The following is a 23,809-nucleotide window of genomic DNA, read 5'->3' as shown; positions in this document are numbered from 1 at the left end:
CGTGGCCGGAGTGGAATTCCTCAAGGGACACGGCACGGAGAACGACTTCGTGCTGCTGCCCGACGCGGACGGAGAACTGGACCTGACCGACGCCCTGGTGCGCGCGTTGTGCGATCGCCAGCGCGGACTGGGCGCCGACGGCGTGCTGCGCGTGGTGCGCACCGCCACACTCACCGACGCCCCGGCCGGGGTCGAGGCGGCCGAGTGGTTCATGGACTACCGCAACGCCGACGGCTCCATCGCCGAGATGTGCGGCAACGGCGTCCGGGTCTTCGCGCACTACCTGGTGCGGCAGGGCCTGGCCCAGGCAGGCGAGTTCCCGGTGGGCACCCGGGCTGGGATCCGGCCGGTCATCGCGCACGCCGACGGCACCGTCACCGTGGACATGGGCCCGGTCACCGTCTTCGGCCGCTCCACCGCCACCCTGGGCGGCCGCGAGTACCCCGGCGTCGCGGTCGACGTCGGCAACCCGCACCTGGTCTGCCCCCTGGACGGCGGCCTGGAAGACCTCGACCTGACCAGCCAGCCCGGCTACGACCCCGCGGTGTTCCCGCGCGGGGTCAACATCGAGTTCGTGCGCACCCTGGCCCCCGGCGCGCTGCGCATGCGGGTGCACGAGCGCGGCGTGGGGGAGACCCGCTCCTGCGGCACCGGCACGGTCGCCACCGCGGCCGCCGCCCTGCACCTGACCGGCCACAACACCGGCGAGGTCACCGTGGACATCCTCGGCGGCCAGGTCAGGGTCACCGTGGAGAACCAGCGCGCCACCCTCACCGGGCCCGCCGTGCTGGTCGCCAGTGGCAGGCTGGATCAGGCCTGGTGGGACTCGTTCCGCGCGTCGTAACCGGCGCGGGCCAGGTACACGTGGTCCATGTTGGCCTCGGCCCACAGCTTGAGCTGCTCCACCGTGGCCCGCAGGCTTTTGCCCAGCGGGGTCAGCGCGTAGTCCACCCGCACCGGCACCGAGGGCGTGACCTCGCGGGTGACCAGGCCGTCGCGCTCCAGCGTGCGCAGGGTCTGGGTGAGCATCTTCTGGCTGATCCCGGCGAGCTTGCGGGACAGCTCGTTGTACCGGCGCGGCCCGTTCTGCAGCGCGCAGAGCAGCAGCGTCACCCACTTGTCGCTGATCCGGTCCAGCAGGTTCCTGGTCGGACAGGCGGCCAGGTAGGCGTCGTAGGCGTCCCGCTCGGCGGATCTGCGGTCGGCGGCGGTCTGCGTGGCCATGACTCTCCTCCCGGTGTGGTACGCACTGTGAAGTACGTACTCCCCGAGAGAGAGTAGCTCACCTAATGTCCTCCGCATGCGAGCAATTCTGATCAAGAAGTTCGGCGGCCCCGAGGTGCTGGAGGTCGCGGAGGTGCCCGTGCCCGAGGCAGGCGCGGGCCAGGTGCGGATCAAGGTCGAGGCCGCCGCGCTCAACCCGGTTGACCTGCTCAGCGCGAGCGGCTTCTTCGTGCACCTCGGGCGGCTGGCGCAACTCCCGGCCTACGGCGTGGGCTGGGACGTGGCGGGCGTGGTCGACGCGGTGGGCGCGGATGTCACCGGCTACGCGGTCGGCGACCGGGTGATCGGCATGTCCGACCAGCTGGACCGGACCCCCGACGTGCAGGCCGAGTTCGCGGTGCTGCCCGCGACCGACCTGGCGCCGTTCCCCTCGGGTAAGACCGCGGCGGAGGCGGCCAGCCTGCCGCTCAACTCCCTGACCGCCGACCATGCCATCGACCTGCTGGAACTGCCCGAGGGCGGCACCCTGCTGGTCACCGGCGCGGCCGGTGGCGTCGGCGGTTACGCGGTGGAGCTGGGCAAGCTCCGCGGCCTGCGGGTGATCGCCACCGCGAGCGCGGCCGATGAGGACCTGGTGCGTTCCTTCGGCGCGGCCGAGTTCATCCCGCGCGGCGCCTCGCTGACCACCTTCGGGCAGGTCGACGGCGTGCTCGACGCGGCCAACATCGGCGCGGCCGCGGTGGCCGCGACGCGCCCCGGCGGCGGCTTCGTCGCGGTCAACGGCAGCCAGCCGGAGACCCCCGAGGACGTGCGCGGGATCGCGGTGTTCGTCACGGCGCACGGCCCGCGGCTGGCCGAGCTGTCCGCGCTGGTGGAGAAGGGCGAACTCAGCGTCCGGGTGTCCGAGGAGCTGCCGTTCGAGCAGGTCACGCAGGCCTACACCAAGCTGGCCGCCGGCGGGTTCCGCGGCCGGATCGTGCTGGTCCCGTGAGCACCGGCTCCGGCCGGGGTCAGTCGATCCCGGCCGGAGCGTTCCGGTAGCGCCAGTGTCACCCGTACGGCGGTGGGTCGGCGAAAGTGCCCGGTCACACCGGAAATCGCTGGCGGAACGTGGGACACTGGACCCCGTATGACGGAATTCATGACACAGGCCGACGAGACGGACATCCTCTCGACCGGCGAGATGGAACTGGCCGACCGCGCCGCGCTCCGCAGGGTCGCCGGGCTGTCCACCGAACTCGCGGACATCAGCGAGGTCGAGCAGCGACAGCTCCGGCTCGAGCGGGTGGTGCTGGTCGGCGTGTGGACCGAGGGCGACGCCGAGGAGGCGGAAGCCTCGCTCGCGGAGCTGGCCCGCTTGGCCGAGACCGCGGGCGCCGAGGTCCTGGAAGGCCTCATCCAGCGCCGCCAGAAACCCGACCCGGCCACCTATGTGGGCTCCGGCAAGGTCATCGAGCTGCGCGAGTCGGTCATCGAGACCGGCGCCGACACGGTCATCTGCGACGGTGAGCTGTCCCCTGGGCAGCTCCGGCAGCTGGAGGAGAAACTCAAGGTCAAGGTGGTCGACCGGACCGCGCTGATCCTGGACATCTTCGCCCAGCACGCCAGCTCGCGGGAGGGCAAGGCCCAGGTCGAACTGGCCCAGCTGCAGTACCTGCTGCCACGGCTGCGCGGCTGGGGCGAGTCGCTGTCCCGGCAGGCCGGTGGCCGCGCCGGTGGCAACGCCGGTGTGGGTCTGCGTGGTCCCGGTGAGACCAAGCTGGAGACCGACCGCAGGCGGATCACCAAGCGGATGGCCAAGCTGCGCCGCGAGATCCGCGCGATGGGCACGGTCCGGGAGACCAAACGTGGCATGCGGGTGGCCAACCTGGTGCCGAACGTGGCCATCGCCGGGTACACCAACGCGGGCAAGTCCAGTCTGCTCAACGCCATCACCGGCGCGGGCGTGCTGGTCGAGGACGCGCTGTTCGCGACCCTGGACCCGACCACCCGCCGGGCGCTGACCCCGGACGGCCGCACCTACACCCTGACCGACACCGTCGGCTTCGTCCGGCACCTGCCGCACCAGCTGGTGGAGGCATTCCGCTCCACCCTGGAGGAGGTCGCCGACGCGGACCTCATCCTGCACGTGGTGGACGGTTCGGACCCGCTGCCGGAACGCCAGGTCTCCGCGGTGCGCGAGGTGTTCGCCGAGATCATCCAGGACCGGGACGCGCCGATGCCGCCGGAGGTGCTGGTGGTGAACAAGCTGGACCAGGCCGACGAGCTGACCGCGACCCGGCTGCGGCACCTGTTCCCGGACGCGCTGTTCGTCTCCGCGCAGACCGGCTCGGGCATGGACACGGTGCGCGACCTGCTCGCCGAGCGCATCCCGCGGCCGGACGTGCTGGTGGAGCTGCTCATCCCGTACAGCAGGGGCGAGCTGGTCTCCCGGGTGCACTCCGAGGGCCAGGTGCTCACCGAGAAGCACACCGAGGACGGCACCGAGCTGCGCGCCAGGGTGAAGCCGGAACTGGCCGGACAGCTCGGTGAGTTCGCGGACAACCGGGCGTGAGTTCGCTGACCCGCACGACAGCGCTGCTGGTGACACTGGCAGCGCTGTTGTGTGTGTCCGGGCTGCCCGCGCTGGCCGCCGAACCGCCCGCGCCGGTGGACAAGTGCCGGTACACGGACAAGCGGCTCAAGGAACTCAGCGGCCTGGCCAGTGACGGCAAGCGCTGGTACGCCATGGCCGACGGCGGCTCCCGGTTGCAGGTCCTGGTGCTCACCCCGGAGTGCAAGGTGGAGCGGGTGATCAGCAACGCCACCGACCCCTTCGACGTGGAGGACCTGGCCCGCGCGGCCGACGGCACGCTGTGGCTGGCCGACACCGGCGACAACGGCAAGAAGCGGGACAGCATCGCCCTGCACGCGTTGACGCCCAACGGAAAAGCCACCCTGTACCGGCTGACCTACCCGGACGGCCCGCACGACGCGGAAGCCCTGCTGCTGGACCGCAAGGGCACCCCGTACATCGTCACCAAGGAACCCTTCGCCCCGGCCGGGATCTACCGTCCTGGCAAGGCGCTGACCGCACCGGGCCCGACCGCGCTGGAGAAGGTCGGCTCGATCCGGATCAAGTCCAGCAGCACTCCAGGCGGCCCGGTCGCCGGGTTCGGCTCGGTGCTGGTCACCGGCGGCGCGGTCAGCCAGGACGGCACCGTGGTCGCGCTGCGCACCTACACCGACGCGCTGCTGTTCCCGGCCCCCGACGGCGATATCGCCGAGGCGTTGAAACGGGAACCGGTCCGCGTCCCGCTGCCGAATGAGACCCAGGGCGAGGCCATCGCGTTCGAGCCCGACGGCACCCTGCTGTCCGGTTCCGAGGAGATGGACCCGATCCGCGCGATCCCCGGCGCGGCCAAGCTCGCCGCCGGCGCGACCCCGGCAGGCAACCAGAACCCGGCCACGCCCGCGCCCAACGGCGGCGGCAACCAGGCCTCCGGCCAGCCCGCCGACGCGGAAGGCTCGACCTCCTGGGGCGGGATCCTGCTCGCCGCGGTCGGCGTGCTCGCGGTGATCCTGCTGGTCGGCCGCAGCAGACGGGCCAAGCGCTGAACCAGCTCCGCCGTCGAGTTGGCCAAAGCGGTACGCCCAGTTGGGCCAACTACGTGTACGACTTGGGCCAACTCGGCGTTTGGCGGGGTGCGAAGTCGTGGGTGCCGCGCGCTTAGCATGGCGAGATGACGACGCGTGTGGAGACCGTGACGGTCTCCGATGGCACCTTCGACCTCTCCGTGTGGCTGCCCGAGGCCACCACCCCGCGGCCGGGAATCCTGCTGGTGCAGGAGATCTTCGGCGTCGGCGACTACATCAGCGCGGTGGCCGCCGACCTGGCCGCGCTGGGCTACGTGGTGGCCGCGCCCGACCTGTTCTGGCGGCAGCACCGCAACTGGGCCGCCGACCACGGCGAGGAGGGCCTGAAAGCCTCCATGGAACTCGTCGGCAAGCACGACTTCCCCGGCGGCATCACCGACTCGCTGGCCGCCCTGGAAGTCCTGCGCGGCCTGCCCGAGGTCAGCGGCCGGCCGGTGGGCGCGCTGGGCTTCTGCTTCGGCGGCACGGTCACCTTCTTCCTGGCCGCGCAGGGCGATCCGGACGCGGTGGTCTCCTTCTACGGCTCCGGCGTGCCGGACAACGCCGGGCTGCTGGCCGACATCAGCGCGCCGATCCTGATCCACTTCGGCGGCGCCGACCCCTACATCCCGCGCGCGGAGGTGGCCAAGGTCGAGGCCGCCGCGCAGGGCCGGGCCAACGTCGAACTGCACGTGCAGGAGCAGGCCGGACACGCCTTCCACAACCGCAAGGCCCCGGCGTTCCACCACCCGGAGGCGGCGGCCGAGGCCTGGCGGCTGACGGAGGAGTTCCTGGCGCGGACGCTGCCGGTCAGCTGACCGTGAACTCCGGGGAGGCGCCGGTGAACGGGGTGATCTTGGTGGACAGGGCCTTCGCGTCACCCGAGTACACGATCCGGTACTTCCCCGGCTGCGCGCTCGCCGGCACATCCCAGGTCGCGGTGACCCGGGAGGCCGCGATGCCCCAGCGCGCCCAGTGGAACTTGGTGGACCAGTCGCCGTCGTCGGCGACCCGCTTCCACCGGTCGCCCTCCTGGCGCTGGACCTCCAGGTAGGACCCGCCGTGGTGCAGGTTGTTGTTCGGGTGCGCGCCGGCGAACTCGACCTTCACCTGCTGACCGCGGCTGTAGGCGGCCGCGGGCGGGGTGACGGTGTCGCCGAAGTTGTACCCGATCGGCGGCGCGTCCAGGACCACCCCGGGCTGCACGGTCCACTTCGACCCGGACAGGTCGGGGACCTGCGGACCCGGGTTGGTCGCCCGCCCCGCCTTGAGGTCGCCCGCGACCCTGGCGAACTCCTGCTGGTAGGCGGGCAGCGCCCAGCGGCCGAACATGGTGTGGCCGCCCTCGTAGTCCTGCTGGTCGTACTCCTCCGGTGTGGTCAGGTAACCCGAGTAGTCGTTGGTATAGCCGGAGACCAGCACGTTCTCCAGCGGCGCCCCGGTGGCCGCGGCCACCGTCTGGCGCAGCCGCAGCCCGGCCACGATGGTGGTCTCCTTGGACACGGTGGCCAGGTAGAACTGGCCGATCTTGAGCACCTGCACCGGCAGGATCTTCGGGGTCAGCCCGAGCGCGCCGGTGTCCAGCAGGATGTCCTTGGGGGACTGGCAGGCGCGCAGTTCCGGCGAGGCCTGGTAGCGGGCCTTGGTGACCTGCTCGATCAGCGGGTTGTTGCCGACACCCTCCTTGAAGATGTCCGGCCCCGGCCCGTCCTCGGTGCTGCCCGCGGCGAAACTCGCGCCCATGGCCGCGCCACAGGTCTTGTGCGCCTGGCCGTCCCCGGTGAACCGCTGGTCCACCGTCACGTTGCTGAGGTCCACAAAGGACAGCCGGGAGCCGATGCTGCCCGCCACCGCGGCGCCGCCGTTGTCCAGCAGGCGTTTGGCCGCGGCGAACTGGCGCTCACCGATGATCTTCGTGTTGGCGATGTGGTCCTCGGTCGGGCCGGTGCCCGGCTTCAGCGCCAGGTTCGGGCTCATGTCCCCGGCGCTGGTCTGGGCGAAGGCCGCCACGAAACCCGGTGCGCCACTGAGGTAGTCGACCCCGCTGACATCGCGCTCCCAGTGGTAGGAGGCGTAACCCTTGTTGTCACCGGAGATCAGCTTGTGGTCGCCGCGCAGGCTGGTGCCGTGGGTGGCGAAGAAGTTCAGCGCGCCGATCGGCTTGCCGCCGCGGTCGAAGCGCAGCAACGTGGTCTGTGGGTCGATGCCCTCGGGGAAGTAGGCTTTGTCCGCGGCCGGGTTGCGGTCGAAGGCCCGGCGGGACCGGTTCACGCTGGCATCCCGCAGCTCGCCCTTGCCCAGGGACACCGAGCCCGGCGCCAGGTCCTGGTGGGCCTGCTTCACCGAGGCCACGATGCCGTTGACGATCGCCTTGAAGGTGTCGTCGTGGTAGCCGAAGGTGGTGATGTTGTAGAGCGAGTAGTGCGAGTAGCCGCCCGGCCCGGAATGGGTGTGGGTGGCCGTGATGGCCAGGTTCGCGTCCGTGTAGGCCCCGCCGAGTTCCTGGCCGAGCCGCTTGAGCACGGCCTGCCGGACGCTGGCGAAGATCTGCCCGACGTCCACCGTCACCAGCGCGATCCGTTGCGTGCCAGCGGAATCGGCCACCACGAAGGCCCTGGACCGCTGCCGCTGGTGGATCCCGGCGGTCTGCTGGTCCAGCTTGGCGTAGCCCATCATGCCGCGTTCGGCCGGTTCCCCGGTCACATCGGCGATGCCCCGGCCCACCAGATAGGTGTCCGCCGGCGCGGCCGCGGCCGGGTCGAGCTGGGTGAGCAACCCGGCGCCGAGCAGTGTTGCCAGGGCGAGGGTCAGGGCAGGTCTGATGCGGTTGTGGCGCATGGCGGTAGCCCTTCCGGCCAAGGTCGGCTGTGACCTGGAACACGACAAGCGTTGGCCTGAAGGTAGCGAGACCCGAGACGAATGTGAACCCTTCTCACGTATGGCCCGGGTGGATCACGCCCAGTAGCACAGCCGGGCCGTGCTAGGCCACTCAGCGCACGCCGGTAGCCTCTCGCGCGTGCCATCAGTGGTCGCTACAGCCCCGCCTCGCCCGTCGCTGACCGAGCCGGTCCGACTGGACGAGCTAGCCGGCATGGTCGGCGCCGTTCTCGCTGGTGACAACGGCCGCGAACACGCTGCGGTCCGGGTCACCGGCGCCACCCTGCGCGCGCAGCAGGCCCAGCCAGGCGACCTGTTCGCCGGACTGCCGGGCGCCCGCGCGCACGGTGCCCAGTTCATCGCCCAGGCCGTCGAGGGTGGCGCGATCGCGCTGTTCACCGACGCCGCGGGCGCGGACCTGCCCGAGGTGCGCGCGGCCGGCCTGCCGGTGCTGGTGCACCCGGATCCGCGGGCCGTGCTGGGCGAACTGGCCGCCCGGATCTACGGCAACCCCTCCGACCGGCTCGCCATCATCGGCATCACCGGCACCTCCGGGAAAACCACGGTCAGCACGCTGATCGAGGCCGGCCTGCGGGCCGCGGGCCGCACCACCGGGCTGATCGGCACGGTGGCCACGGTGATCGCCGGGGACCGCCTCGACAGCGCGTTCACCACCCCCGAGGCCCCCGACCTGCAGGCGCTGTTCGCGCTGATGCTGGAACGCGGGGTCAGCGATGTGGCCATGGAGGTCTCCAGCCACGCACTCTCCCTCGGCCGGGTCGCGGGCACCCACTTCACGGTGGGCGCCTTCACCAACCTGTCCCAGGACCACCTGGACTTCCACGCCGACATGGACGACTACTTCGCGGCCAAGGCCAAGCTGTTCGACGGCCGCGCGGACCAGGCCGTGGTGATGGTGGACGGCGAGTGGGGCCGCAAGCTGGTCACCGAGGACACCGTCACCGTCTCCCTGGACGGCGCGGCCACCTGGCGGGCCGCCGACATCAGCACCGAGGCCACCGGCATCCAGCGCTTCCGCGCGCTCGGCCCGGACGGCATCGAGCTGCGACTGGCCATCCGGCTGCCCGGCGACTTCAACGTGGCCAACGCGCTGCTGGCCGCCGCCTGCCTGCACGCGGCCGGGGTCCCGGACGCGGCCATCATCGAGGGCCTCTCCAGCGTGGACGTGCCCGGCCGGATGGAACGGGTGGTGCGCGGCCAAGACTTCACCGCGGTGGTGGACTACTCGCACAAGCCCGGCGCGGTCGCCGCGGTGCTGGACTCGGTGCGGGAACAGGCCAAGGACAGCCGGATCATCGTGGTGCTGGGCTGCGGCGGTGATCGGGACAGCGCCAAACGCGCGCTGATGGGCGAGGCCGCCACTCGCCGGGCCGAGCTGACCATCGTCACCGACGACAACCCGCGCACCGAGGACCCGGCCGCGATCAGGGCCGCCATGCGCGCCGGCGCGCTGGCCGTGCCCGAGGCCGAGCGTGGCGAGGTCATCGAGATCGGCGACCGCGGCGCCGCCATCCGCGAGGCCGTGCGCCGCGCGGGTCCCGGTGACGTGGTGGTCGTGGCGGGCAAGGGCCACGAGACCGGCCAGGAGATCAACGGCGTCGTGCAGCCCTTCGACGACCGGCAGGTGCTGTCCGGGGCGATCGACGCGCAACTGTCCGGCAACCCCGGTGGCGCTCCAGGCGTCCACCACACGGAGGGTTCATGATTCCGCTCAGCCTGGCCGAGATCGCCGCGGCGGTCGGCGGGCGCCTGCACCGCACCGATGGCAGCCCACTGGTCACCGGCAGCGTCGAGTTCGACTCGCGCAACCTGACCGAGGGCGGCCTGTTCCTGGCCCTGCCCGGACTGAAGGTGGACGGCCACGACTACGCCGCCGCCGCGATCCAGGCCGGCGCGGCGGGCGTGCTGGCCGCGCGGGAGGTCGACGCGCCCGCGGTGATCGTGCCGCCGGTCAGTGAGGCCAACCGGGGTTCGGTGGCGCTGACCGGCGACACCGACGGCTCCGGCGCCGCGGTGCTGGCCGCGCTCGGCAAGCTGGCCCGGCTCACCGTGGACACGCTGGCGCCCAAGGGACTCACCGTCGTGGGCATCACCGGGTCCTCCGGCAAGACCTCCACCAAGGACCTCATCGCCCAGGTGGTCGAGCCGATGGGCCCGACGGTCGCGCCGCCCGGCTCGTTCAACAACGAGCTGGGCCACCCGTGGACCGTGCTGCGCGCCGACGCCGACACCCGCTTCCTGGTGCTGGAACTCTCCGCGCGCGGGGTGGGCCACATCGGCCAGCTCTGCCAGACCGCGCCGCCCCGGATCGGGGTGGTGATCAACGTCGGCACCGCGCACCTGGGCGAGTTCGGCTCCCAGGAGGCGGTCGCCCAGACCAAGGGTGAGCTGGCCGAATCCCTGCCCTCGGCGGCGGAGGGCGGCGTGGCCATCCTCAACGCCGACGACCCGCTGGTCGCCGCGATGGCGCGGCGCAGCAAAGCCAAGATCGTCTTCTTCGGGACCGACCCGAAAGCCACCGTGCGCGCCGCGGACGTCGACCTCGACGAGCAGGCCAGGGCCACCTTCCGCCTGGTCACCCCAGCCGGGGAAGCCGAGGTCAAGCTCGGTCTGCACGGCGCGCACCACGTGTCCAACGCGCTGGCCGCGGCCGCGGTCGCGCTGGAACTGGGCGCCACGCCCGCGGAGGTCGCCGACCGGCTCTCCGCGGCGCGACGGGTCTCCGCCCGCCGCATGGAGGTCACCACCCGCGCCGACGGCGTCACGGTGGTCAACGATTCGTACAACGCCAACCCGGAGTCGGTGCGCGCCGCGCTCAAGACCCTGGCCGCCATGAGTCGCACCGAGCCCCGCCGCCGCAGTTGGGCCGTGCTCGGCGTGATGGGGGAGCTGGGCGAGGACAGCATCGCCGCGCACGACTCGATCGGCCGCTACGCGGTCCGGCTCGACGTCAACCGGCTCGTCGTGGTCGGCGAGCAGGCGGGCGCGATGCATCAGGGCGCGTACCTCGAAGGATCATGGGGAGAGGAGTCCGTACTCGTGCCGGACGTCGAAGCCGCCATCGCGCTGCTGCGCGATCAGGTGCGGCCAGGGGACGTCGTGCTGGTCAAGGCCAGCAAGGTGGCCGCGCTGTGGCGGGTCGCCGACGCGTTGCTGCAGGGCGGTGACACCGCGTGAAAGGCATTCTCGTCGCGGGCGCGATCGCGCTCATGGTCTCCATCCTGCTCACCCCCTACCTGGTCAAGGTCTTCTCCCGGCAGGGATTCGGCCAGGAGATCAGGGAGGAGGGTCCCCAGCACCACAAGACCAAGCGCGGCACGCCCACCATGGGCGGCATCGCGATCCTGGTGGCCATGTGGGCCGGTTACGGCACCAGCCACCTGTTCGTCTACCTGACCAGGGGCGCCGGGGACCAGGTCGGTCCGACCGCCTCCGGCATGCTGGTGCTGTTCCTGACCACCGGCCTGGGCCTGGTCGGCTTCCTGGACGACTTCATCAAGATCCGCAAGGCCCGCAACCTGGGCCTGTCCGGCACCGCGAAGATCGTCGGCCAGGTGCTGACCGCGACCATCTTCGGCTACCTGGTGCTGCAGTTCCCGGACGCCAGCGACTACCACCTCACCCCTGCCTCGGTGAACCTGTCCTTCGTCCGGGACATCTCGATCATCTCCTTCGGCGCCATCGGGTTCATCATCTTCTGCAACCTGCTGGTGGCCGGCTGGTCCAACGCGGTCAACCTGACCGACGGCCTGGACGGCCTGGCCGCCGGCACCGCGGCGATGGTGCTGGGCACCTACGTGGTCATCTCGTTCTGGCAGTTCCGGCTGGACTGCTCCGAGCGGCTCAACCCGGCCTGCTACTACGTCCGGGACCCCCTGGACCTGGCGATCGTGGCGGCCGCGGCGATGGCGGGCTGCGTCGGCTTCCTGTGGTGGAACGCGGCCCCGGCCAAGATCTTCATGGGTGACACCGGATCGCTGGCCCTGGGCGGCCTGGTCGCGGGTCTGTCCATCGTGACCCGCACCGAACTGCTGATGTTCGTCGTCGGTGGCCTGTTCGTGGTCGAGGTGCTCTCGGTGAGCCTGCAGATCCTGGTCTTCCGCACCACCAAACGAAGACTGTTCCGGATGGCGCCCTTCCACCACCACTTCGAGCTGGCCGGCTGGGCGGAAACCACGGTGATCATCAGATTCTGGCTGCTCGGCGGCATCTGCTGCATGATCGGCCTGGGTCTGTTCTACAGCGAGTGGCTGGCCTCGGGCGGATGAGCCAGTCCCAGTTCGCCGGCGCCTCGGTCCTCGTCGCGGGGGCCGGGGTGTCCGGTCTGTCCGCCGCCCAGGCCCTGGCCGACCTCGGCGCCAAGGTCACCGTCACCGACGGCAACGAGTCGCGACTGGCCTCGATCACCGAGTACGCCACCGCGCTGTCGCTCACCGAGCCGCCGCCGGGCACCGACCTGGTGGTCACCAGCCCCGGCTGGCGGCCGGAAACCCCGCTGCTGGCCGCCGCGACCGCCGCGGGCATCGAGGTCATCGGCGAGGTCGAACTGGCCTGGCGGCTCGACCAGGAATCGGCGGACGGGCCGAGGGCCTGGCTGGTGGTCACCGGCACCAACGGCAAGACCACCACCATCGGCATGCTGGAACACATCCTGCGCGCCGCCGGGGCCGACGCGGTCGCCTGCGGCAACGTCGGCCTGCCTGTGGTGGACGCGGTCCGCGCCGGGCACCGGGTCCTGGCGGTGGAACTGTCCAGCTTCCAGCTGCACTGGTCGCCCTCGGTGCGGCCCAGCGCGGGCGCGCTGCTCAACATCGCCGAGGACCACCTGGACTGGCACGGCTCCCTGGCGGCCTACGCGCGGGCCAAGGCCGCCGTGCTCACCGGCGAGGTGGCCATCGGCAACCTGGACGACCCCCTCGTCGCCGAGCTGCTGGCCGCGTCCCCGGCGCCGCGCAAGATCGGCGTCACACTGGGCGAACCGCAGCCCGGCCAGTTCGGCATCACCGGCGGCAACCTGGTGGACCGGGTGCGGGAGGCGGTGCTCGCCGAGGCCGCCGCGATCCGTCCCGCCGGACCACCCGGACTCGCCGACGCCCTGGTCGCCGCCGCCCTGGCTCGCGCGCACGGCGTCTCCGCCGACGCCGTCCGGGACGGCCTGGCCAGTTTCCAGCCCATCGCGCACCGGGCCAGCCCGGTCGCCGAGGTCGACGGCGTGCGCTACATCGACGACTCCAAGGCCACCAACCCGCACGCCGCCGCCTCCTCCCTGCGTGCCCACGACCGGGTGATCTGGGTGGCAGGCGGACTGCTCAAGGGCGCCTCGGTGGAGGACCTGGTGGCCGAGGCCGCGCCGCGACTGGCCGGGGTGGTGCTGATCGGCCAGGACAAGGACGTGATCGCCGCCGCGCTGGCGCGACACGCGCCCGAGGTCCCCGTGCACACGGTGCCGGAGGGGGACGATAAGGCCATGGTGTCGGTGGTGAGAGCGGCGAGCGCAATGGCACGACCGGGTGATGTTGTGCTGCTGGCGCCCGCGGCTGCCTCCATGGACATGTTCACCGACTACACCCACCGCGGCCGCGCCTTCGCCCAAGCCGTCCGAGAGGTAACCCAGTCGTCAGAGGCTGGGTGAGGGCGGGATGCCGCGACGGACCCGCAGGACCGCCCGCGTCTCCTGGCGCTCGGCCCTCACCGCCTGGCTGAGCAGGCCACTGGCCGACTTCCACCTGGTGCTCGCGGTCTTCGGCCTGCTCACCATCCTCGGCCTGGTCATGGTGCTCTCCGCCTCGATCCCGGACAGCCTGAACAAGTTCAACTCCTCGTTCGTGATCTTCGCCAAGCAGCTCGTCTACGTCATCGTCGGCCTCGGGCTGTTCTGGATCGCGCTGCGACTACCGGCCAGAACCCTGCGCAGACTCAGCATCCCGGCCATGGTGATCAGCCTGCTGCTGCTCATCCTGGTGCTGGTGCCGGGCATCGGCGCCGAGATCAATAAGGCGCGTAGCTGGTTCAAGATCGGCCCGCTGTCCTTCCAGCCGGTGGAACCGGCCAAGGTCGCGCTGGTGCTCTGGGGCGCGCACGTGCTGGCCACCAAACGCGCCATGCTGCACCAGTGGCGGCACCTGCTGGTGCCACTGGTGCCCGCGGCGCTGATGATGTTCGCCCTGCTCATGCTGCAACCCGACCTGGGCTCCACCATCACCCTCGCGGTGATCGTGCTGTCCCTGCTCTGGTTCGCCGGCGCGCCACTGCGCCTGTTCGGCGTGATCGCCCTTGGCGCGGTCACCGGCGCCATCGTGCTGGCCATGACCGCGGCCTACCGGCTGGAACGGCTGACCTCCTTCTTCAACCCCGACGCCGACCCGACCGCCTCCTACCAGTCCAGGCAGGCGCTCTACGCCCTGGGCGACGGCGGCATCTTCGGCGTGGGGCTCGGCCAGGGCAAGGCCAAGTGGAGCTACCTGCCCAACGTGCACAACGACTTCATCTTCGCCGTGATCGGCGAGGAACTGGGCCTGATCGGCGCGCTGCTGGTGCTGGTGCTCTTCGGCCTGCTCGCCTACGTCGGCCTGCGCATCTCCCAGCGCAACACCGACCCGTGGATCCGGCTGGTCTCCTCCACCCTGACCGTGTGGCTGGTGGCCCAGGCCGCGATCAACATCGGCTACGTGGTCACGCTGCTCCCGGTCACCGGGCTGACGCTGCCGATGATCTCCTCCGGCGGCACCTCAGCCGCGGTGACCATGCTGGTCTTCGGCATCCTGGCCAACAACGCCCGGCACGAGCCGGAGGCCGTGGCCGCGTTGCGCACCCTCGGCCCCGGCCGGGTCGGCAAACTGCTCCGGCTGCCCGCGCCCGAGCCCTACCGGCCACCGGCCAAACGCAAGCCGGTGCGCCCGTCCACCCCACCCCGCCAGGCCGGTCGGCCGGTGCGCGCGGCCGCCCACCAGGCCGCCTCGGCCCAGGACGACCGGCGGCGCACCCGGCGCGGCACCGGCAGCCCCGATCCCCGGCGCCGGGCAGGCTACCCGAACAGCCGCGAGGGCCGGATCCGCTGATCCCCGTGCCTGGGCGCGCTGCGTAGCGCCCCGGGCGCACGCAGTGTCACAGGCGGATTTTGTTACCCTCGCGGCCATCCGATCCCCCATGACGATGCCTGGGAATCCGGGCTGGAGGACTTCCGCAGTGTCTGGTGAAACCGTCCGAAGTGGACCCTGTGTCGTCGTCGCCGGAGGCGGCACCGCCGGGCACATCGAGCCCGCGCTGGCCCTGGCCGACGCGGTGCGCCGGATCCGCCCCGACGCGCGGATCATCGCGCTGGGCACCGAGCGGGGGCTGGAGAGCAAGATCGTGCCTGCCCGCGGCTACCAGCTGGAGCTGATCCCGCCGGTGCCGATGCCGCGCAAGCCCACCCCCGAGCTGCTCCGGCTGCCGCTGAAGGTCAGGGACGCGGTCCGCCGCACCCGCGAGGTCTTCGAGCGGCACGGCGCGGACGTGGTGGTCGGCTTCGGCGGCTACGTGGCCCTGCCCGCCTACCTGGCCGCCCGCGGCCGGGTGCCGATCGTGGTGCACGAGGCCAACGCGCGCACCGGCCTGGCCAACAAGGTCGGCGCCCGCTTCGCCGCCGCGGTGGCCGCCGCCGTGCCCGGCTCCGGCCTGCCCGGCGCCAAGGTCATCGGCATCCCGCTGCGCCAGTCCATCACCACCCTGGACCGGTTCGCGCTGCGCAACGAGGCCCGCCGCTTCTTCGGCCTGCACCCCACCGCCCCCTGCCTGCTGGTGGTCGGCGGCTCGCAGGGCGCGCAGTCGATCAACTCCGCGGTCTCGGCCGCGGCCGGGATGTTCGCCGCCGCGGGCATCGGCGTGCTGCACGCGCACGGGCCCAAGAACACCGTGGCCGTGCAGCAGGTGCCGCACGCCCCGGCCTACGTGCCGGTGCCCTACCTGGAGCGGATGGACCTGGCCTACGCCGCCGCCGACGTGGTGCTCTGCCGCTCCGGCGCGATGACCGTGGCCGAGGTCTCCGCACTGGGCCTGCCCGCGGTGTTCGTGCCGCTGCCGCACGGCAACGGCGAACAGGCGCTCAACGCCAACCCGGTGGTGGACAACGGCGGCGGCATCATCATCGCCGACGGCGAACTGACCGCCCAGCGGATCGGCGAGCAGGTCATCCCGATCCTGCGTGACCCGGAGCGGATGGCCAAGATGGGCGCGGCGGCCCAGTCCGGCGGGCACCGCGAGGCCGATGTGGTGCTGGCCCGCATGGTGCTGGACCTGGTGCGCCGGTGAGCGCCCCCGAGGTCGGCCCGCTGGACGAACGCCTGGCCCGCACCCACCTGGTGGGCATCGGCGGCGCCGGGATGAGCGGCATCGCCCGGATCCTGCTGGCCCGCGGCGCGCGGGTGTCCGGCTCGGACGCCAAGGACTCGCCCACCGTGCTCGCGCTGCGCGCCCAGGGCGCGGAGATCAGCGCCGGGCACGCGGCGGAGAACCTGGACCAGCTCGACGGCGGCCCCACCGCGGTGGTGGTCTCCACCGCGATCCGGCCGGACAACCCGGAGCTGGTGGCCGCGCGGGAACGCGGGATCACCGTGCTGCGCCGGGCCGAGGCGCTGGGCGCGCTGATGGCCGGGCACCGGGTGGCCTGCATCGCGGGCACCCACGGCAAGACCTCCACCACCTCCATGCTCACCGTGGCCCTGCAGCACTGCAGGCTGGACCCCTCCTTCGCCATCGGCGGCGACCTCAACGAGTCCGGCGCCAACGCCCACCATGGCAGCGGCGGCAGTTTTGTGGCCGAGGCCGATGAGTCCGACGGCTCGTTCCTGGTGTTCAGCCCATCGGTCGCGGTGGTCACCAACGTCGAGGCCGACCACCTGGACCACCACGGCACGGTCGAGGCCTACGTGGCGGTCTTCGACGAGTTCGTCGGCCGGATCGAACCCGGCGGCGTGCTCATCGCCAACGCCGACGACCCCGGCTCGGCCGCACTGGCCCAGCGCGCCGCCGCCCAGGGGGTGCGGGTGCTGCGCTACGGCCGCGCCGAGGGCGCCGACGCGCACCTGCTCGCGCACCGGCCCACCGCGGCCGGTGGCGAGGTGGAGCTGGCGCTGAACGGGGAGAAGATCACCGTCACGGTGGCCGTGCCCGGCGAGCACATGGCGGGCAACGCGGTCGCCGCGCTGCTGGCCGGACTCGAACTGGGCGCGCCGCTGGCCGGTCTGCTGGACGGGCTGGCCGCCTTCGGTGGCGTGCGCCGCCGGTTCGAGTTCAAGGGCCAGGCCGCCGGGGTGCGGGTCTACGACGACTACGCGCACCACCCCACCGAGGTCGACGCCCAGCTGCGCGCCGCCCGCCCGGTGGTCGGTGGCGCCGGCAGGCTGATCACCGTGTTCCAGCCGCACCTGTACTCGCGCACCAAGGCCTTCTGCGCCGAGTTCGCCCAGGCGCTGGCCCTGGCCGACGAGGTCGTGGTGCTCGACGTCTACGGGGCACGTGAGGAGCCGCAACCGGGCATCACCGGCGAGCTGGTGGCCGAGAACGTGCCGCTGCCGCCCGGCCGGGTGCACTACGAGTCCTCCTTCAGCCACGCGCCCAAGCTGGTGGCAGGCCTGGTCCGGCCCGGTGACCTGGTGATCACCATGGGCGCGGGCGATGTCACCATGCTCGGCCCGGAGATCCTGAGCGAGCTGGCCGGCGGCGAGGACGCCGGACGATGAGCGCGACGCCGCAGCGCGGCAGGCGGTACAGCGACCCGCGCCGGGCCGCCCGGCCGCGCCCGGCGTCGGTGCGCGGCCGCCGTCCGGCCGCGCGGCGGCGGGTGGCCAAACTCCGCAGGCTGCTGCGGCCCTGGGTGCTCATGTCCGCGGTGACCGTGCTGGTCGGACTCGGGTACGTGCTCTATTACACCGGGCTGTTCGCGGTCAGGGAGGTGCGCTTCGAGGGCCTCAAGGCGCTCAGCGCCGAGGACATCCGCACCGCGGCAGGCGTGCCCGACGGCACCCCGCTGCTGCAGGTGGACACCGAGGAGGTGGCGGCCCGGATCGGCGCCGTGCCCAGGGTGTTCACCGTGCGGGTGGAACGCTCCTTCCCGAGCAGCCTGGTGGTCACCGTGGACGAGCGCAGCCCGGTGGCGGTCTTCGAGGGCGCCGAGGGCCCGCAGCTGGTGGACAGCACCGGCCGGGCCTACGCCACCGTGCCCAAACCACCGGACGGCCTGCCCGCGCTCAAGGTGCGCAGCGCCGCGCCGGACGATCCGGCCGCCAAGGCCGCGGTGGACGTGCTCGCCGCGGTGCCGGAGAAACTGCGGCCGGAGGTGCTGGAGGTCGCCGCCGAGGTGCCCGGCGACGTCCGGCTGAAGCTGACCGGCGGCCGCGAGGTCCGCTGGGGCAGCACCGCCGACTCCGACCGCAAGGCACTGGTCCTGGAGCCGTTGCTGGGCAGGCCAGGGAAAATATTCAACATCTCCAGCCCCGACCTGCCTACTGTCGTCTGATGACCGAGCAGAAGATCGACACCCGGCCCGAGCCACCGCTGGCCGCGGACGAACGCGCCACCCTGTCCGGCTTCCTCGACTTCCTGCGCGCCACCGTGGTCCTCAAGGCCACCGGACTGTCCGAAGTGGACGCTCGAAAGTCGTTGATCCCCAGCTCGCCGCTGATGACCGTGGTCGGACTGCTCAGCCATCTGCGCTGGGTGGAATGGGCCTGGTTCAGCAACCGGGTGGACGAGCAGCCCGGCGAACCGCCCTGGTACGGCGGCGACGAGGAGGCGGAGTTCAAGGTCCCCGCCGAGCAGTCGCTGGCCGATGTCATCGCCGAGTACGAGCGGGAATGCGCGGCCAGCCGGGAGATCCTGGCCCGAAAGGACCTGTCGGCGACATTCGCTCATCCGCGACTCGGTACCGTATCCGTGCGCTGGGTGCTGACCCACATGATCGAGGAGACCGGACGCCATGCCGGTCACCTCGACCTTATCCGCGAGCTGCTCGACGGTGTGACCGGAGAGTGACGGACAGTGGGGACGTGCCCACGGCTTTCCGCCGTGGGTTACGTGTGCGGGTTCACTCGGCGTGGCTGCTGGACGGAGAACACCGACGGTGCATAACGTCCCGTTCGATGGTCAGGGGTTGACATAACTCTCAACCGACAGTTGAGGCTGAGGGTTTCGAGACGGGGCTGGCGCCGGGTGGCGACGGTCCAGACCCGCGAGCCACAGCACTGGAACACACAGCCACGATCAGGAAGGCGGACCCGATGACGCCCCCGCACAACTACCTCGCGGTGATCAAGGTCGTCGGAATCGGCGGCGGCGGCGTCAACGCGGTGAACCGCATGATCGAGGTTGGGCTCAAGGGAGTCGAGTTCATCGCGGTGAACACCGACGCCCAGGCACTGCTGATGTCCGACGCCGACGTGAAGCTCGACATCGGCCGCGAGTTGACCCGCGGTCTCGGCGCCGGCGCGAATCCCGAGGTCGGCCAGCGCGCCGCCGAGGATCACCGCGAAGAGATCGAAGAGGTCATCAAGGGCGCCGACATGGTCTTCGTGACCGCGGGTGAGGGCGGTGGCACGGGCACCGGCGGCGCGCCGGTGGTCGCCTCGATCGCCCGCAAGCTCGGCGCGCTGACCATCGGCGTGGTCACCCGCCCGTTCTCCTTCGAGGGCAAGCGCCGGGCCAAGCAGGCCGAGGACGGCATCCAGGCACTGCGTAACGAGTGCGACACCTTGATCGTCATCCCGAACGACCGGCTGCTCCAGCTCGGTGACATCGGCGTCAGCCTGATGGACGCCTTCCGCTCCGCCGACGAGGTCCTGCTCTCCGGTGTGCAGGGCATCACCGACCTGATCACCACCCCCGGTCTGATCAACCTGGACTTCGCCGACGTCAAGAGCGTCATGTCCGGTGCGGGCAGCGCCCTGATGGGCATCGGCTCGGCCCGCGGCGAGGGCCGCGCGGTCCAGGCAGCGGGCAAGGCGATCAACTCGCCGCTGCTGGAAGCCTCCATGGAAGGCGCGCACGGCGTGCTGCTCTCCATCGCCGGCGGCTCCGACCTGGGCCTGTTCGAGATCAACGAGGCCGCGTCCCTGGTCCAGGAAGCCGCGCACCCCGAAGCCAACATCATCTTCGGCACGGTGATCGACGACTCCCTCGGCGACGAGGTCCGCGTGACGGTAATAGCGGCCGGGTTCGACGCAGGCATCCCCACGCACAAGAAGCTGGAACCGGCCCCGGTCAGCTCCCGCGCCCCGGTCGCCCCCGCCACCGCGGGCCAGCTCGGCGGCGCCCCCCAGCAGCCCGAGCAGCCGCCGCAGCCCGCCCCCCAGCCCCAGCCCACCTACCAGCCCGCGCCGCAGCCGCACACGAGCTACCAGCCCGCCCCGCAGCCGCAGCCCGCGCCCCAGCCGGCCGTCCAGCAACCCCCGGCCCCTCAGCCCCACCAGCAGCAGCCGGCCAACCCCATGAACCCGCTTCCCCCACGCACCGGCGTGCACGGCCTCCCCCCGGTCAACTCCGGCCTCGGCGGCGGCCTCCCGTCCCGCTCAGTCCCGGTAACCGACGAGCCCGACGACGACGAAGTGGACGTCCCCCCCTTCATGCGCCGCTGACCCCCAACCACCGAAAGGGCCGCCCCCCGGGGCGGCCCTTTCGTTTGCCCGCGACCCGCGTGTTGGCCGTTGTCGTACGCCACGTTGGCCGTTGTGGACGGCCCAGGCGGCGACCATCGGGAGCAGGCGGGCAAAGCCCGAGGCCGGGCGGCCGGGCGGTTTCGGGACACCGCGCCCGGGCGAAGCCCGCAACAGGCGGCGGGGCTGGCTTTTCGAAAACCTTCCCTGAGCGGTTCCCCATCCTCGTCAGCCTGGAGAGGACACACCGCATCCCAGCCAGCGGCCCCGCAACCTGCCGCCGCCCTAGCTTCCCAACGCGACCGGGCCGCTGGCTGGGATGTGGTTTGGTATCGGAGGGCTGGCGGGGATGGGGAACCGCACACGAGCACTGCTCTTTGCTCTTCAGTTCTTCCCCCCATCCTTTGATTCCTGCCCGTCCGGCGAGGACGCCCTTGATCTTCGCTCTTGACTTTCAAACCCGAAGATCAAAAAAGGATGGCCTCGCCGGCCGGGCAGACCACCGGAGGGGTGGGGCAGATCAAGAGCCGGGATGAGCGGGTTGCGGGGCGGGGTTTGGGCTGCCGGGGCCGGTTCCAGCGTGGCTCCGAGGGCTCGCGTGTTCTCCGCACGGCCTTCCGCCAGCTAACCACACCCCGATGAGCGGCCCCCGTCGCGTTGGGTTGGCCGGGCGGCGGTTTGTGTTGCGGGGGCCACTCCTCGGGGTGTGGTCTGCATGCTCCAGGCCGTACGGAGAACACGCGAGAGCCTTCGTCGTGGGGTTTTCACCCCCACCCCTTGCCCGCCCGCCCCATAACGGCCAACGTGCCGTCCGCAACGGCCAACACCCCGTACAACAACGGCCAACACACCGCCCACAACGGCCAACACTCCGTGCGGGGTGTGTGGGTGGGCGCGCTAACGTTCGGGACGTGCGCATTCGTCGTGTCATCACCACGCGCGCGGGCGGATCCTCGCGTGCGCCGTACGAGTCGTTCAACCTCGGCGATCATGTTGGGGACGCCGCCGAGGCGGTGAGCGCCAACCGTAAGCGGCTCGCCGAGGGCATCGGGCTTGGCGAGGACCGGCTGGCCTGGATGGAACAGGTGCATGGCCGCACCGTGACCACCGTGGCCGGTCCCCAGGGCAGCCCGGCCGAGGCCACTGACGCCCTTGTCACCGCGGAGCGGGGACTCGCCCTGGTCGCGCTGACCGCGGACTGCGTCCCGGTGTTGCTCGGCGATGCCGAAGCGGGCGTCGTGGCCGCGGTGCACGCGGGCCGGGTCGGCGCTCGGGTCGGCGTGGTGCCTGCCGCGTTGCGGGCCATGGACGCCGCAGGGGCGCGGATCGACCGGGTCGAGGCGTTGCTCGGGCCCTCGGTCTGCGGGGAGTGCTACGAGGTGCCGCAGGCGATGCAGGACGATGTCGGGGCGCACCTGCCCGGTTCGGCCTGCCGGACGCGCAAGGGCACCCCGGGGCTGGACCTGCGTGCGGGGCTCTGGCAGCAGCTCGCCGACGCGGGCGTGGCCAAGATCGGACTCGATCCGCGCTGCACGGTCGAGGACAAGACCCTGTTCAGCCACCGCCGCGACGGCAACACCGGCCGCCTCGCCTCGGTCGTCTGGGTGGAGGCGTGATGACCGGCGAGCTGACCAGGGAGCAGCGGCGGGCCGAGCTGGCCGCCGCGCTGACCGAGATCCGGGAGCGCATCGACGCGGCCTGTGCCAAGGCGGGGCGGGACCCGGACGAGGTCCAGCTGCTGCCGATCACCAAGAACTTCCCGGCCTCGGACGCGGCTCTGCTGGCCGAGCTGGGCCTGACCGAGTTCGGCGAGTCCCGCGAGCAGGAAGCCGCCGCCAAGGCCGCCGAACTCGCCGCGGCGGGCATCCACCCGCGCTGGCACCTCATCGGGCGGCTCCAGCGCAACAAGTCACGCGCTGTGTTGCGCTGGGCCGGCGTAGTCCAGACGGTGGACAGCGTCCGGCTGGCCGAGGCCCTCGCCGGCGCGGTCGCCAAGGCCCGTGCCGAGGGGGAGCGGGAGGCCCCCCTGGACGTGCTCGTGCAACTGAGCCTGGACGGTGATCCACACCGCGGCGGGGTTCCGCAAGATCAACTCGCTGAGTTGGTGGCAAAGATCACGCGATCGGGTGAACTGAGCCTGAAAGGTGTGATGGCCGTCGCACCCCTAGGTAGTAATCCCCATGACGCTTTCGGGGAACTCGCTGAGGTGTCCGCGCGTCTAAGGGACGAGCATCCAGGTGCCGTCATGGTGTCCGCGGGCATGAGCGGGGACTTGGAAGCGGCGATTGACCACGGCTCGACCTGTGTGCGTGTCGGAACCTCGTTGCTCGGCGGACGGCGGCTAACCTCGCCCTAAGCCGTGGAAGCGGAGGCCACGGTGGGTGAGGTCGACCAGAAGTAGGAAGGGCTGGCGATGAGCGCGCTCCAGAAGCTGAAGGCCTACTTCGGAATGGTCCCCGCCGACGAAGTCGACCGGTACGCCGCCGAAGAGGACGACCGCTACCGCGGCCGCAGCCGCGAGTACGCGGACGGATACGGCGACCGGGACTACGACGACCGCCGCTACGCCGACGCCGAGTACGAGTCCTACCCCGAGCGGGGCTCGCGCAGGCGCCGGTTCGGCACCTACCGGCCGGAACTGGTCGAGGACGTCGACGACTACGAGCCAGAGCCGGAGCCCGCGCGCACGCGCAGGCCCTGGGCGGCCGCCACGTCGGCGGCAAGCCTCTCCAGCACCCCCCAGACCCGCGGCGCGCTCGCCGTGGACTCACAGGTCCAGCACGAGCCCGCACCGCGGACCCGTGCGGTCATCGAGCACCCCTCGCACCCGCTCAGCCGGATCACCACCCTGGCCCCGCGCAGCTACCTGGAGGCGCGGACCATCGGCGAGCACTACCGCGAGGGCACCCCGGTGATCATCAATCTGACCGGGATGGCGGACGCCGACGCGCGCCGTCTGGTCGACTTCGCCGCCGGTCTGGCCTTCGCGCTGCGCGGCGACATCGACAAGGTCACGAACAAGGTGTTCCTTCTCTCACCCCCCAACGTCGACGTCACCGCGGAGGACCGCAGGCGCCTGGCGGAGGGTGGCTACTTCAGTCAGAGCTAGAAAGTGGCAGAGTGGAGGCGTGCTACCGGTCTGGGTCGTCGCCTATTACCTGCTGTTCGCCTTCTGGCTGTTCCTGACCGCCAGGGTGATCGTCGAGCTTGTCCGATCGTTCGCCAGGGACTGGCGGCCGGCGGGCGGGGTTGCGGTGACGCTGGAGACCATCTACACAGTGACCGACCCCCCGGTCTCACTGGCCCGTCGGGTGATCCCGATGGTGCGAATCGGGGGCATCGGACTGGACTTGTCGATTATGGTGCTGCTGCTGGTCGTGTTCATCCTGATGCGACTGGTGCCGATCTCGTGACGGGGACCGGGATCGAAAGGCAGCCCCGAGTGC

Annotated in this window: 21 protein-coding genes; 19 read left to right on the top strand and 2 right to left on the bottom strand. The window is 71.6% G+C overall.

All coding sequences use genetic code 11. From position 1 onward, the window contains the following. The first annotated feature begins 1 nt into the window (after position 1). The gene (dapF, locus tag ACTOWY_RS29355; protein WP_441312841.1) at positions 2-844 is read left to right on the top strand and encodes a diaminopimelate epimerase; all 843 of its coding nucleotides are present in this window, start codon (positions 2-4) and stop codon (positions 842-844) included. On the opposite strand, the gene ACTOWY_RS29350 is transcribed toward dapF, so the two are convergent. Continuing rightward, the gene (locus tag ACTOWY_RS29350) at positions 811-1,224 is read right to left on the bottom strand and encodes a winged helix-turn-helix transcriptional regulator (protein ID WP_441312840.1); all 414 of its coding nucleotides are present in this window, start codon (positions 1,222-1,224) and stop codon (positions 811-813) included. The genes dapF and ACTOWY_RS29350 overlap by 34 nt on opposite strands. A gap of 76 nt (positions 1,225-1,300) precedes the next feature. On the opposite strand from ACTOWY_RS29350, the gene ACTOWY_RS29345 reads away from it, so the two are divergent. The 4 genes from ACTOWY_RS29345 (at position 1,301) to ACTOWY_RS29330 (ending at position 5,657) form a co-directional block, all read left to right on the top strand. Beyond that, positions 1,301-2,215, top strand: coding sequence for an NADP-dependent oxidoreductase (locus ACTOWY_RS29345; protein ID WP_441312839.1), 915 nt, complete (start codon positions 1,301-1,303; stop codon positions 2,213-2,215). A 138-nt stretch (positions 2,216-2,353) separates the two neighbouring features. Further along, the gene (gene hflX, locus ACTOWY_RS29340; protein ID WP_441312838.1) at positions 2,354-3,778 is read left to right on the top strand and encodes a GTPase HflX; all 1,425 of its coding nucleotides are present in this window, start codon (positions 2,354-2,356) and stop codon (positions 3,776-3,778) included. 5 nt (positions 3,779-3,783) lie between these two features. Further along, on the top strand, positions 3,784-4,821 hold the full coding sequence (locus ACTOWY_RS29335; protein WP_441312851.1) for a hypothetical protein: 1,038 nt from the start codon (positions 3,784-3,786) through the stop codon (positions 4,819-4,821). Positions 4,822-4,946: 125 nt separating this feature from the next. Beyond that, on the top strand, positions 4,947-5,657 hold the full coding sequence (locus ACTOWY_RS29330) for a dienelactone hydrolase family protein (protein ID WP_441312837.1): 711 nt from the start codon (positions 4,947-4,949) through the stop codon (positions 5,655-5,657). On the opposite strand, the gene ACTOWY_RS29325 is transcribed toward ACTOWY_RS29330, so the two are convergent. Further along, positions 5,650-7,677 carry a neutral/alkaline ceramidase gene (locus ACTOWY_RS29325; RefSeq protein ID WP_441312836.1) on the bottom strand — a complete coding sequence of 676 codons (2,028 nt, stop codon included), beginning with the start codon at positions 7,675-7,677 and terminating at the stop codon, positions 5,650-5,652. The genes ACTOWY_RS29330 and ACTOWY_RS29325 overlap by 8 nt on opposite strands. A gap of 253 nt (positions 7,678-7,930) precedes the next feature. On the opposite strand from ACTOWY_RS29325, the gene ACTOWY_RS29320 reads away from it, so the two are divergent. From ACTOWY_RS29320 to ACTOWY_RS29255, 14 genes are all read left to right on the top strand, one after another. Continuing rightward, a complete protein-coding gene (locus tag ACTOWY_RS29320) occupies positions 7,931-9,442 on the top strand; it encodes a UDP-N-acetylmuramoyl-L-alanyl-D-glutamate--2,6-diaminopimelate ligase (RefSeq protein ID WP_441312850.1) in 1,512 nt (503 codons plus the stop codon). Next, entirely contained in the window at positions 9,439-10,914 is a 1,476-nt protein-coding gene (locus ACTOWY_RS29315) for a UDP-N-acetylmuramoyl-tripeptide--D-alanyl-D-alanine ligase (protein WP_441312835.1), read from the top strand. Before ACTOWY_RS29320 ends, ACTOWY_RS29315 begins: the two co-directional genes overlap by 4 nt. Beyond that, positions 10,911-12,005, top strand: a complete 1,095-nt coding sequence (mraY, locus tag ACTOWY_RS29310) for a phospho-N-acetylmuramoyl-pentapeptide-transferase (RefSeq protein ID WP_441312834.1) — start codon at positions 10,911-10,913, stop codon at positions 12,003-12,005. Before ACTOWY_RS29315 ends, mraY begins: the two co-directional genes overlap by 4 nt. Next, positions 12,002-13,369, top strand: coding sequence for a UDP-N-acetylmuramoyl-L-alanine--D-glutamate ligase (murD, locus tag ACTOWY_RS29305; protein WP_441312833.1), 1,368 nt, complete (start codon positions 12,002-12,004; stop codon positions 13,367-13,369). The genes mraY and murD overlap by 4 nt, the downstream gene beginning before the upstream one ends. 7 nt (positions 13,370-13,376) lie before the next feature. Continuing rightward, positions 13,377-14,795, top strand: a complete 1,419-nt coding sequence (gene ftsW, locus ACTOWY_RS29300; protein WP_441312832.1) for a putative lipid II flippase FtsW — start codon at positions 13,377-13,379, stop codon at positions 14,793-14,795. Positions 14,796-14,889: 94 nt separating this feature from the next. Next, positions 14,890-16,026, top strand: coding sequence for an undecaprenyldiphospho-muramoylpentapeptide beta-N-acetylglucosaminyltransferase (murG, locus tag ACTOWY_RS29295; RefSeq protein WP_441312849.1), 1,137 nt, complete (start codon positions 14,890-14,892; stop codon positions 16,024-16,026). A gap of 71 nt (positions 16,027-16,097) precedes the next feature. Continuing rightward, positions 16,098-17,456, top strand: coding sequence for a UDP-N-acetylmuramate--L-alanine ligase (gene murC, locus ACTOWY_RS29290; RefSeq protein ID WP_441312848.1), 1,359 nt, complete (start codon positions 16,098-16,100; stop codon positions 17,454-17,456). Further along, on the top strand, positions 17,453-18,232 hold the full coding sequence (locus tag ACTOWY_RS29285; protein WP_441312831.1) for a cell division protein FtsQ/DivIB: 780 nt from the start codon (positions 17,453-17,455) through the stop codon (positions 18,230-18,232). Before murC ends, ACTOWY_RS29285 begins: the two co-directional genes overlap by 4 nt. After that, the gene (locus ACTOWY_RS29280) at positions 18,232-18,747 is read left to right on the top strand and encodes a DinB family protein (RefSeq protein WP_441312830.1); all 516 of its coding nucleotides are present in this window, start codon (positions 18,232-18,234) and stop codon (positions 18,745-18,747) included. Before ACTOWY_RS29285 ends, ACTOWY_RS29280 begins: the two co-directional genes overlap by 1 nt. Before the next feature lie 245 nt (positions 18,748-18,992). Beyond that, positions 18,993-20,345, top strand: coding sequence for a cell division protein FtsZ (ftsZ, locus tag ACTOWY_RS29275; protein ID WP_441312829.1), 1,353 nt, complete (start codon positions 18,993-18,995; stop codon positions 20,343-20,345). Between the two features lie 929 nt (positions 20,346-21,274). Then, positions 21,275-21,979 carry a peptidoglycan editing factor PgeF gene (gene pgeF / locus ACTOWY_RS29270; RefSeq protein WP_441312828.1) on the top strand — a complete coding sequence of 235 codons (705 nt, stop codon included), beginning with the start codon at positions 21,275-21,277 and terminating at the stop codon, positions 21,977-21,979. Next, the gene (locus ACTOWY_RS29265) at positions 21,979-22,719 is read left to right on the top strand and encodes a YggS family pyridoxal phosphate-dependent enzyme (protein ID WP_441312827.1); all 741 of its coding nucleotides are present in this window, start codon (positions 21,979-21,981) and stop codon (positions 22,717-22,719) included. The genes pgeF and ACTOWY_RS29265 overlap by 1 nt, the downstream gene beginning before the upstream one ends. A gap of 57 nt (positions 22,720-22,776) precedes the next feature. Further along, entirely contained in the window at positions 22,777-23,472 is a 696-nt protein-coding gene (locus ACTOWY_RS29260; RefSeq protein WP_441312826.1) for a cell division protein SepF, read from the top strand. Between the two features lie 19 nt (positions 23,473-23,491). Continuing rightward, a complete protein-coding gene (locus ACTOWY_RS29255; RefSeq protein WP_247758730.1) occupies positions 23,492-23,776 on the top strand; it encodes a YggT family protein in 285 nt (94 codons plus the stop codon). Positions 23,777-23,809 lie beyond the last annotated feature (33 nt).

The organism is Crossiella sp. CA198 (assembly GCF_052078295.1).
GTDB lineage: Bacteria > Actinomycetota > Actinomycetes > Mycobacteriales > Pseudonocardiaceae > Crossiella.
Note: the sequence above shows the minus strand (reverse complement) of the source record. Positions and strands in the feature narration are given on the sequence as shown.

Coding starts and splice junctions, on each gene's coding strand:
- ftsZ (WP_441312829.1), top strand. CDS start 18,993: ATGACGCCCCCGCACAACTACCTCGCGGTGATCAAGGTCGTCGGAATC.
- ACTOWY_RS29330 (WP_441312837.1), top strand. CDS start 4,947: ATGACGACGCGTGTGGAGACCGTGACGGTCTCCGATGGCACCTTCGAC.
- ACTOWY_RS29345 (WP_441312839.1), top strand. CDS start 1,301: ATGCGAGCAATTCTGATCAAGAAGTTCGGCGGCCCCGAGGTGCTGGAG.
- ACTOWY_RS29320 (WP_441312850.1), top strand. CDS start 7,931: ATGGTCGGCGCCGTTCTCGCTGGTGACAACGGCCGCGAACACGCTGCG.
- ACTOWY_RS29280 (WP_441312830.1), top strand. CDS start 18,232: ATGACCGAGCAGAAGATCGACACCCGGCCCGAGCCACCGCTGGCCGCG.
- ACTOWY_RS29325 (WP_441312836.1), bottom strand. CDS start 7,677: ATGCGCCACAACCGCATCAGACCTGCCCTGACCCTCGCCCTGGCAACA.
- ftsW (WP_441312832.1), top strand. CDS start 13,377: ATGCCGCGACGGACCCGCAGGACCGCCCGCGTCTCCTGGCGCTCGGCC.
- hflX (WP_441312838.1), top strand. CDS start 2,354: ATGACGGAATTCATGACACAGGCCGACGAGACGGACATCCTCTCGACC.
- ACTOWY_RS29350 (WP_441312840.1), bottom strand. CDS start 1,224: ATGGCCACGCAGACCGCCGCCGACCGCAGATCCGCCGAGCGGGACGCC.
- murC (WP_441312848.1), top strand. CDS start 16,098: ATGAGCGGCATCGCCCGGATCCTGCTGGCCCGCGGCGCGCGGGTGTCC.
- ACTOWY_RS29260 (WP_441312826.1), top strand. CDS start 22,777: ATGAGCGCGCTCCAGAAGCTGAAGGCCTACTTCGGAATGGTCCCCGCC.
- ACTOWY_RS29285 (WP_441312831.1), top strand. CDS start 17,453: ATGAGCGCGACGCCGCAGCGCGGCAGGCGGTACAGCGACCCGCGCCGG.
- ACTOWY_RS29315 (WP_441312835.1), top strand. CDS start 9,439: ATGATTCCGCTCAGCCTGGCCGAGATCGCCGCGGCGGTCGGCGGGCGC.
- ACTOWY_RS29265 (WP_441312827.1), top strand. CDS start 21,979: ATGACCGGCGAGCTGACCAGGGAGCAGCGGCGGGCCGAGCTGGCCGCC.
- murG (WP_441312849.1), top strand. CDS start 14,890: ATGCCTGGGAATCCGGGCTGGAGGACTTCCGCAGTGTCTGGTGAAACC.
- murD (WP_441312833.1), top strand. CDS start 12,002: ATGAGCCAGTCCCAGTTCGCCGGCGCCTCGGTCCTCGTCGCGGGGGCC.